Raw genomic sequence first — 9,689 nt, 5'->3', positions numbered from 1 at the left:
GGAGTCGTCCTCGAAATCGGCCGTACCCTCGTCGCTGAGGTGGGCACAGATGCCCACAAGGCTCCGGAAGACGTCAACGTGGAGTTGTTTGAAGGCTTCGTCGCTGGCGTCGTTGAGGAGTCGTTGACCCCATGGATGGTCCTCGTTGATCAGCAGCCGGACGCTCCCCATCAGGCTGTCGTCAAGGCTTTCCGCCGTTGAACTGATCGTCCATGGTGCTGCCTCGTATCCGGCGGAGGAGAACGAGATTGGCTCGGTCGGGAAACGGGATGCGTCACCCTCAAGGATGACTGCGTGACTGGGGCTCGATGCCAGCCTCGACCCGGCGCGCTGAACGCGGTCAGGAGCCGGCTCGATGTCCTCGGCCAACACCAGCGCTGCGCTGAGGTCCACAGAGTCCGCAGCTTGACCCGGAGGAACCTTCAAGCCGACCTCAATGAGCTCACAGCCGGAGTACAAGCGGACCGACGAGGTGAACCGTCGCTGGGACGCCTTGCAGTCGCCGACCAGCACGAGTGCCAGCTGATCCACGTTGTTAAGACCCGTCGACGCAAGCGCTAGGTCAGAGTCGATCGTAGCTGTCAGACCCACGACCAGGTCACTCGCGTAGTCCCAGGCCGGAAGGTACTTCGGTAAGGGCAGGCGGCTTCCCGCTCGCTCGAACCACCAACTCTCCCAGGTGAGGGCGGACTCATCAGCCGTCATATACGGAAGAATCCGTCTTCCCTGCCTCATTTCGGCTCCTCCGAGAGAGCCTCAACCTTGAAGTCGACCGCTACGTCGTTCCTCGACTCGAACCAGTAATCGGCGGACGCGTCGGGAAGAACGAAGGTGTAATCCACGTTGGAGTCAGCGCCAACCCATCCGCCCCTGACCAAGAAGTCAGGCTGCTCGGACCTGTCCGATCCTCCGTCCGTACCGACCATAACGGTGGCTCGGATGAACGATCCGCCGGGATCTCCGCCCTTGATCTCGATCGGCAGAACCGTCCGTTTCCACCCCTCGCGGCCAATATCCAACCGCGTCGGACGGCCGATTTCCGTGCGAGCCTTCTTGCTTCGAGAACCTCCACCGCCGCCACCGCCGCTCCCCCTCGGCGATGGCGCCGAACCAGCCACACCCCCGAGGAACCCACTGAGTCCGTCAGCAATCGCCGCGGCCGAGAGTGCCGAACCGTTGGGCTTCGGAACAATGGCAGGCCGTATGAACGCGTCCGCCTCCGCTCTTACCTTGTCCAGCGCGACCTTGACCTGACTCTTCTGAGTCTTGTCAGAGAGTGACTCGGACGACCAGTTGTTATGGGCGGGCGGCTCGGACTTGGCGAATGCGGGGTCAACCGATGGCAATGGCTTGAATACTCCAGCCCATTGAAATCCGGGCTCAGTGAGGGGTCCCCGCTCCAGACGGGTGACCACCAGTTCGGCTGCGCTTCGCATGAGCGTCACCGATTGACTCGGACTGAGGTCGCCGAGCCCGACGGCCGGGTACTTGGTCAGCGCGAGGTGACCAATCACGGAATCGTAGCGCTTGATATGTACGACGTCGCACTTGAACATCGATGTGGGCACCGGCAGTCCCCCCTGCACCGCTCGCACCGCCTGGAGACAGGTGACTGGACCGCTGTAGACGGGATGGGAGGCCGGATCGGGTATGGGATGATCAGTCCCGTCTACTTGCACATGGATCGTCATGGGCTTGTTGCCAGATTCGTCGTCCTGAACCAGCTTCGGCCAGAGATTCCTCAACACGGACTCTGCAAGAACCTCAGCATCGTCGTCCGGACCGGGCTCCCCGAGCATCGGCGCCAGGATCAGGATGCTCGTGCCGAGTTCATCGCCATCGAATCCCCGCGCAAAGAGCCTGCGCCCGAGGTTCTCCGCAACAGCTCCGACCACGGGCTCCGGGAATCCATCGATCGTGCGGCCCCACCAGTGCCGCCCGGTGTGACGGTAACCGTCGGCGTCAAACACGTTGCCGATCGCTGATGCGATCAGGCGGTCCTCGACCCCGTCCTTGGTGAGACAGCGGGACCAGATCACGATGGAGCCGATCTCGCTCACCAAGTACGCAACGGACTTTCCGAAGCCATAGGTCCCACCGGAGGTGCCGCCGGGCTTGGTTGCACCGATGTTGTAGACAAGGTCGATGAAGTGGGTGACCTCTCCTTCAGGAATGCTCTTGTCATTGCGGACCGGGCCGCCCAGGCCGGTGGTACCTCGGTCCGAGATCTCAATGGCGACGGTGCCCTCGTCGTCCAATGCGCGAGCAAGGTCGGTGCCTGGCGCGTCACCAGTGAAGACCTCGTCCCGGAGGAGGCTGACGACATCCTCCGAGAGCATACGAAGGTTCATGGTGAAGCTGACCGACTCCTCCCCAGCGCGCGCGTCCCAACTGTTTTGAGCCGTTTCGCGCACGAGCAGGTCCTCCAGCGAGATATTCGGCGTTCCCAGAAGCTTCCTGGCGCCTTCGCCTTGAATGGCGCCTGGCTCGAACCGCTGGGGAAACCAGTCCAGCGGCGCGACACTCCGCCGAGCCTCCGTCAGCTCTGTGCCCGGTGTAGATCTGGGGAGACGGTCGTGATCGGCCGGGAGACCGTGTCCTCCACCCGAATGTGCCGCATCCTCGAAGGTCATTCCTGCCCGGAGTGCACGCTTGGCAACCTTCCACGGCTCACCCGACGGAGCTATTCCGATTGCACGCATGTGTGCAGCCAAGACCGTGTTGTCTGATACCTCCTTGCCGCGAAAATGCCCCTGAACGCGTGCGAGGGCCTCGAGTCGTTCGATCTCCCTCATCCGCCAATCCAGCCCATCAGCATTTCGTCCACCTGGTGGTCCGGGATCTGCGAGGGCGTCCCCGCCAGCATCAGGTCGTAGCTCACGTGACCGACTGACCGAAGCCGAACGGGATCAATATCGGACGCCCGGAGACCGGGGAACTCCTCGTCGACCACCCACCAACGGACCCCTCGAACCTCGAACCGCGTGGCGACGCTGTCGGACATGCCGACCACGTAGCCGAGAAGACCCAGGCGCTGCTCGAGTTCGATCGCAGGCACCCCCAGGTCGATGAGTTCAGCGACGCGGTCGTCGATGCTCATCGCGTCAGCCGACTCCTTCAGGTGTACGACAACCAGATGAAGGTCGGCAACCGTTCCAGGGTCAAGCTGGTCGAGATTCGAGATTCGCACCGAATTTCCGTCGACGCTCGACGTGGCTTTCACCTCGATCGCTCGACCACCCCTAACGAAGTCGTGCACTGAGCCATTTGGTCCGGCCCAGCATTGGATCCCCTCGGGGGAACGCTCCACCAGGACTCGCAGGATCTGGAGTTCTCCGACAATGCCGATGACCACCTCTCGTGAGATGTCAGCGAGCGCCTGTTGGAGCAGGGCACGCCATTCCTCCAGAGTTGCCGAGACCACCGGCATAGGTGCAGTCGAGCCTTCCAACCGCTCGATCAGGTTCTCCACGAGTCGCTCAAATACCTGGGCGAGCCTGGGGATGTCACAGGCGAGATCAGCGAACGTCTGAATCTCCCCACTCACCACCAGCTCACGCGTGGCGAGGTTGATGCCGCGACTGATCCGATCCGTCGCATCTGAGCCCGGTTCAACCGGGATCAGGAGGTGTCGCCTGCCACCACGGTCCACGCCGAGGAGCATCTGACCGCGAGTGGTCCCGGCTCCGGATGATCGTGTCGACAGTTGGGTCGCACCGTCGGGAAGTTCCCCTGTCAGGAGCAGCGCGAAGGATTCGGAGATCTTCATGATCCTGCCTCCATCTCACTCTCAACGGCGTCCGTCGGGAGGTCTTCATCGTCGGTCACCTCGACCTCCCAGTCCGGCTTGACGCCGTAATAGGTCGAGGACCCGCCTCCAGCCGCGGACGCGACTTCCGGGAAGATCACTCCGAGGCCCATCAGATGTTGTGCCGCCTCCATTTTGATGCGGGACAGTGATGACGCTGCGGTCTGTGGGATCGAGTCCTTGCTGACGACGTAAACGATGATGACGCCGCGCCCGTTGGCGAGCGCACGGCGGATCTCGCGCGGGTGGAGCTTCCGGCCATCGCGGTAGGATTTCATCGCCACGGGGTCCAGGTCAGCAAACCAGTCGTCGTGGTTGAGCAGCGCCTTGATGTTCGCCGTCCCAGCCGCAGAGGTGGCAAGTGGTGCGCGGTTGACTGCGGGAACCGCGCCAAACCCGAGATCCACAGCGCCGAGGTCGACCGGATCACCAGCGATCGTGCGCGCCTGCCGCCCGCTGCTCACGACAACTACGTTCCAGAGGCTGTCCGGGGCCTCCGCGGTCAGCCAACCCGCCATGAAGTCGCCACGCATCGTGGCCTGATCAGGGTGGAACCGGAACGACGCCAAAAGGTCGGCGACCGGCTTGGCCGGGACGTCGGACAGGCGCCACCGCAGCAGATTCGACTCTGCGACGATCGACCGATCCTCTCGCGCCGCAGCGATGAACGCCTGAACAGCCGCGATGTTGGCGTCTGCGACTGCGCGTTCCCGCTCGAACATGAAGGTCTGTAGCCGCTCGCCCGCATAGCTGACTCGGACGACCTTGGCTGCCCCCATCTTGTTCCTTGCAACGATCGCCAGCCGTCCCGGGTGGGCGCGAACGCGCACACCCAGTTCGCGTGGCGTGATCTGTTGGCGCTCCATATCGGCGATGTCAGCACGGATCTCGGCCTCCACCAGAGCCAGAAATCGGTAGTCCTCGGCGAGCGACCTCTGGATCCAGATCCGCGGGAGGTCCTCGTAACCGGTGCGATACCCAAACCAGCGACCCATCTGAAGAAGAGTGTCGTAGGTGTTGGAGGTACGCGTGAAATACGAGACAACCAAGCCTTCGAGCGTCAGCCCCCGGGACAATGTGCCGCCGCCAATGACGATGACGACCTCCATGATCGGAGTACCGTTATCCGTCCGGCGGTCGTAATCCAACCGGTCATCGGATCTGCCGTTGTCAACGATGACTCGAAGGTCCTTGAGGACACCTGGAATGTGCTCTGCGACGGTGTCCCACGCCGGCATGACTTCCGATGCGACCTCGGCAGCCGCCGCACTCTCCCTGAGGTAGGAGGCTCGAAGTGCGTCGACGTCGCCGGCACTCCACTTCACGGCCAGTGCCTGGCAGTACTTCTGGACCTGCCGCTGCATCGCGAAGTGAGGATCTGCGTAGTGCGTCGTGTGGACCAGCATCGAGGTGTGATCCACATCTCCACGTGCCTTCCGGACTGCTGCCGCCACCAGGAACCAGTCGATGGCAGCCGTGAGAGAAGCCGGCGGTTCGACGTCGAAGGCGACTCGGAGTTCCTTGCCGCTCGGAGGCTTCAGCTTCCCCGCCTCAACGTCCGGGATGTCCCGGATCACCGCGGCCTCCAGACCGGAATCCGCATCGTCGTCCTCGCTCAACGGTTCGCGGCCGAAGAGTCGCTCCGCGCCGAAATACGCCTCCGGCCGCGGAAGATCAATGATGAAGTTGGACGGGTAGAGCTCGTCCTCGTCCTGCGGGTCCATGAATATGTTGGCGAACGGCGTCGCCGTGTACCCGACATAGGAACCGGTGACGACAAGCTTCCAGATATCACGGAGCAGGCCGTTGATCGCTGACCGTTCCTGCCTTCCGGTCGCGCCGTTGGGGGTCGCCTGGTCCGCCTCGTCGTCGAGGATCAGCACCGGGGTGCGTTTGAGCAGATCCTCGGGTGCGGCGTCGAGCCACTCCTTCAGTTGCTGCAGTCGGCTGGTGTTCTTCTTGATCACAATCACAGCCGGTCGATCCCGGTGGAGCTGCGACGCCGCCGAGGTGACTTCACGGTTGACGAAATCGGCCTCAGTAGCAGTGAGGCCGACCCAGTGCTTACTGTTCACGACTCCAAGGTCTTTGGTCACGCGGACCTGCGTCTGCTCTCGGAGATTGTTGTGGATGCCTGATAGCACGATCAGGAGGCCGAAACCGCGATCCGCAGCCTTGGCCATGACCGCCGTGTAGTTCGCTGTCTTTCCCGACTGGACGTATCCGAGGACGAGGCCGAGCTTCTTCAACCCCCATGCCTGGGGGTTGGCCAACTGCGCAACCACCTTCGTCGAGGCTCGATCAATATCGGGGACGACCTCCGCCATGCGGCTCGCCTCGAGCTTGGCTCGCAGCGTCGGCCAGTGCAGGTCGCCCTCTTCAGGACCGGAGTACCACGGGCCCATTTGGAGGTTGTCCACCAACGTCCGGTCGACAACGCCCGTCGGGGAGTCGAGGACCGCGTGCTCCGCCTGGTCAGCCTTGATCGCTTCGACCGCCTCAGCCAGGCGCGGAACCATGTCGTCAGCCATAAACTGGCGAATGGACTCAGCCGCTGCTTCGGGTGAAATCGCCTGCCGAACCGCCGCGTTCATGATGTGTGTCCGGAGCTGGGCGACTATTCCTGCATCTGTGTCTGTCACGTGACGGGACCTTATCGAAGACCTCCGACGGACTTGGTCGACTTCAGACAACCTGCATGACGGAGTTCTCACAGACGCTGACCAAAATGCACGACGAAGAACGAACGGACCGCGGATCCTCCTAACGCCAGCCCCCTGAACCGGTCGCCAGGCAATCTGTCCATGGGTTCCCTCGTCCCGCGCGACGAGCGAGCTCAGTCATCCGGCGTCCCCTCGTGACTACTATGCGGTGACGTGGTGATCCTGTTGGACACGGCGCGTCGCCGGGACGAAGGCGCTGGTTCCGAACCAGACAGCAAGCGGATCCCGCCGCACGCCTCAATCAGTCTGAAATCAGGTCTGACCTGCAGTTATGCAGTGATCTCAAGGTGATCACTGGTCAGCACGACATCGCGGCCACCAGCGTGTGTGGAAGGGACAAGGTCTGTGTCTGCCGAACCAACCGAGGGCAGCCAGTTGGCGCTCGAGATCGACCTGCCGCTCCCTGCAAAGCCGCCTATGCGACGCTTCTCTGAACGTGGCAGGTCCCTCGACCGGATGGTGGAACTCGCGCTCCGGCGGGGATACGCAACCGGCTTCTTCGACCTCCTGGACCAAATCGCGCACTTCCGGCAGGCGAACCCCTACAACGGGTTCTTGGCCGTCCTGCAGCGTCCGCATCCGGTGCACTTGCTCACGGACGACCAATGGGCCGACAGATGGGGCAGAGAGGTGATGCCGAACGAGCACCCCATTGTCTTGTTGGACCCGTTTGGGCCACTCAAGTTTGTCTTCGACGTCTCCCAAACGGAGCCGGGGCTGAACGCACGGAACCTGCCTCGCCAGTTCGAGAACCCATACGCGATGAAAGACGTCCAGCTCGCCGACGTAGCTCTGAGTTGGCTGAAAGAGAATGCAAAGTACGACGGCGTTCGCGTCCATGACGCTAAGCATGGCTGGCCGTCCGCCGGCTGCATCTGGCAACAGCACGGCGGAGCCACGCAGGCCGTCCCGCATGGACCCAAGAAGGAGATGCGCGACGTCGCGGTCCGATTTGAGTCCCAGTTGAACGGCTCCTACAGCGCTACCGAGCAGCTGGCGACCTTTGCCCACGAGCTCGGGCACCTGTACTGCGGGCACGTGGGCGCCTCGACCTCGGACTGGTGGCCCAACCGACGGCCGGGGACCTTGGCCGAGCGCGAATTCGAGGCCGAATCCGTCGCGCGGCTCGTCTTTCGGAGGATCGCCCCTGCAACCCAGTTGCCCGCGCATCTCGATCAGTACTACGCCGAGGGCGACCCGCTCCCCACAGGAGGGTGGATGCACGTCATGAGTGCAGCGGCCCGCATCATCGACATGTGCCAACGGCACAGCCCTCACAAGAGGAGTTCCCGCCCTGCCGCTGACGATTCGCCCGCCGCAGCGGAGTGAACTCCAAGAGCAGCACCCCTCAGACGGTTCGTCTCTGCGGTTGACCATGGCGCAGTTGCATTGCGCTTCGCCGCCAGCGGCGGCATCTCGGGTCTACTGGACGGAGGCGCTCAGCGGCCACTCCATCAACACGCGGCCATGCGCTACCGGCAAGCTGCGTCTGGTCGCCTGGCGGAACGCGCTCCACGTAAGCGTGCCGAAGCGCGAAGAGCGACGGCGAAGGCCGACCCCAAGGTCCAGCGTGGGGCCACGTCTTCCAACGCAGTCTCGCATTCACGTCCGCCAGCTGTCGGAGGTCATCACTAGCCTCGCCTTCAAGCGGTGAACCGAACCGCCCGCACCGAGAGGATTCCGCGAATGAGCACAGTTGTGGTCGATCCCCACGCTTCTCTTCCGGACCGCCTCGACCAGGGTGTCGCCTACAGCCGCAACCTCAGCCACGCCCTGATGCTGCTGCGCGCCCGGCGCGCCTCGCGCGAGCACATCGACACCCTCTGGTTGAGCTGTGACCTGGGGCCCGACCAAGACCCTGAAGAATGGGACGCCAGCGCGGTGGTCTCGGCCCTCGGGGAAGAAGCACGTTCGGGGCGGCCGTTTCCGATCAGCCAGATCATTGTTCTGACCCACAATGCAGAACGAAGACATCAGGCAATCGTTGCGTTGCACCCGTGGTACGACATCGACGCCATGTCTCCGGAGCACTCCGCACTCAACCTCCCCGAGCGCCGCCCACGACGCTCGGTTGACCGCACTCCGATCGGGCGCCTCAGGCAAGCCGGCGTACGGATCGAGCCAGGCCTCAGCACCGAGGAGATCGAGACTGTCCAGAAGCGTTTCGACATCGAATTTTCCGTGCCTCATCGCTCGTTGCTACAGGCTGGCCTGCCGGTAGACCTACTTGCGGACACTGTCTGGCAGCGGCCTCGATGGCCCGACTGGCGACACGGAAGCCCAGATGAGCTCGCGACCTGGATCCAACGCGCTCCGGCACCTGTCGATGCAACCGCCGCTGTCCCACTCCCACAGACGTGTCCGCCCTTGATTCCGCTCTGCGGCAACCAATACCTCCCGTCCGGCGGTCAATTGGAGCGGTCATGGGTCTTGTCGGCTCATGAAGTGGACGTCATCTACTACGGCAGAGACATCGGTGCCTGGATCGGCCTCGAGTTCGAAGGCGACTCCTGGGCGCCTGGACGCCCCGCATCCAAGGACCGGATCCAATACTGGTCAGATCTTGCAGAACGGTTGAGATAGTGCAATCCCGGATGCCGAGCCCGCCATGATCGGCGAAAGCGGTTCATCACGCTCGGTCCGGTCCGCGAGTTCGCGCGATACCCTCCTCAATGGAACGCAACCCAGAGGAAGGTTCCTGCATGAACCGAGTTCACCGTGTGTCCCTTTGGGCAAAGGACCAACTATTCATCGACGCTGCGACGCTCGCGGATGGATCAGTGACCATCGAGGGTCAAGATCTCCGGCATGGCGAGTACGAATACTTCTTCACCATCAAGCCCGAGAACGTGGCGGCTCTCGTCCATACATTGGGTGGATCAGAAGGTGACGTGCTGGAGCGTCTGAAGGCCAACGTCTCCGAGCTTGTCCATGTAGGTGAGATGAAGTGGCTCAAGGAACACTCAATCCCGTACGACTTCTTTTCACCGTGAGCTAGGTGATGCTCCGTTTTCCACTGGTCCGGGTGCGGCGCCGTCAAGCGCTATGACCTCACTCCGTAGGAAGCCGGGCCGAGGGTGGCAGAGTGTGCGGATCCGTTCTACAAGCTCGTCGCCCTGACTCTGAGTAGACGGCCGGGCCCACAGGTCGGTCTGGCG

The 9,689-nt window shown here is 62.9% G+C and carries 7 protein-coding genes; 3 read left to right on the top strand and 4 right to left on the bottom strand.

Annotation, left to right across the window (positions count from 1 at the left end; genetic code table 11):
* From AC1DQF_RS19985 to AC1DQF_RS19970, 4 genes are all read right to left on the bottom strand, one after another.
* Nucleotides 1–705: hypothetical protein (locus AC1DQF_RS19985; protein WP_477526978.1), on the bottom strand; the 705-nt coding region annotated here is incomplete at its 3' end.
* Nucleotides 706–731: 26 nt separating this feature from the next.
* Nucleotides 732–2,795 (bottom strand): hypothetical protein, encoded by a 2,064-nt coding sequence (locus AC1DQF_RS19980; protein ID WP_477526977.1) that lies wholly within the window; start codon nt 2,793–2,795, stop codon nt 732–734.
* Nucleotides 2,792–3,769, bottom strand: coding sequence for a PD-(D/E)XK motif protein (locus tag AC1DQF_RS19975; protein WP_477526976.1), 978 nt, complete (start codon nt 3,767–3,769; stop codon nt 2,792–2,794). Before AC1DQF_RS19975 ends, AC1DQF_RS19980 begins: the two co-directional genes overlap by 4 nt.
* Entirely contained in the window at nt 3,766–6,339 is a 2,574-nt protein-coding gene (locus AC1DQF_RS19970; RefSeq protein WP_477526975.1) for a Z1 domain-containing protein, read from the bottom strand. The genes AC1DQF_RS19975 and AC1DQF_RS19970 overlap by 4 nt, the downstream gene beginning before the upstream one ends.
* 567 nt (nt 6,340–6,906) lie before the next feature.
* On the opposite strand from AC1DQF_RS19970, the gene AC1DQF_RS19965 reads away from it, so the two are divergent.
* From AC1DQF_RS19965 to AC1DQF_RS19955, 3 genes are all read left to right on the top strand, one after another.
* Complete coding sequence (locus AC1DQF_RS19965; protein WP_477526974.1) at nt 6,907–7,860, top strand: ImmA/IrrE family metallo-endopeptidase; 954 nt, start codon at nt 6,907–6,909, stop codon at nt 7,858–7,860.
* A 357-nt stretch (nt 7,861–8,217) separates the two neighbouring features.
* Nucleotides 8,218–9,114, top strand: coding sequence for a hypothetical protein (locus AC1DQF_RS19960; RefSeq protein ID WP_477526973.1), 897 nt, complete (start codon nt 8,218–8,220; stop codon nt 9,112–9,114).
* 119 nt (nt 9,115–9,233) lie between these two features.
* Nucleotides 9,234–9,524, top strand: a complete 291-nt coding sequence (locus tag AC1DQF_RS19955) for a hypothetical protein (protein WP_477526972.1) — start codon at nt 9,234–9,236, stop codon at nt 9,522–9,524.
* The last annotated feature ends 165 nt before the right edge of the window (nt 9,525–9,689 follow it).

The organism is Nocardioides sp. P4_G4, assembly GCF_056401085.1.
Note: the sequence above shows the minus strand (reverse complement) of the source record. Positions and strands in the feature narration are given on the sequence as shown.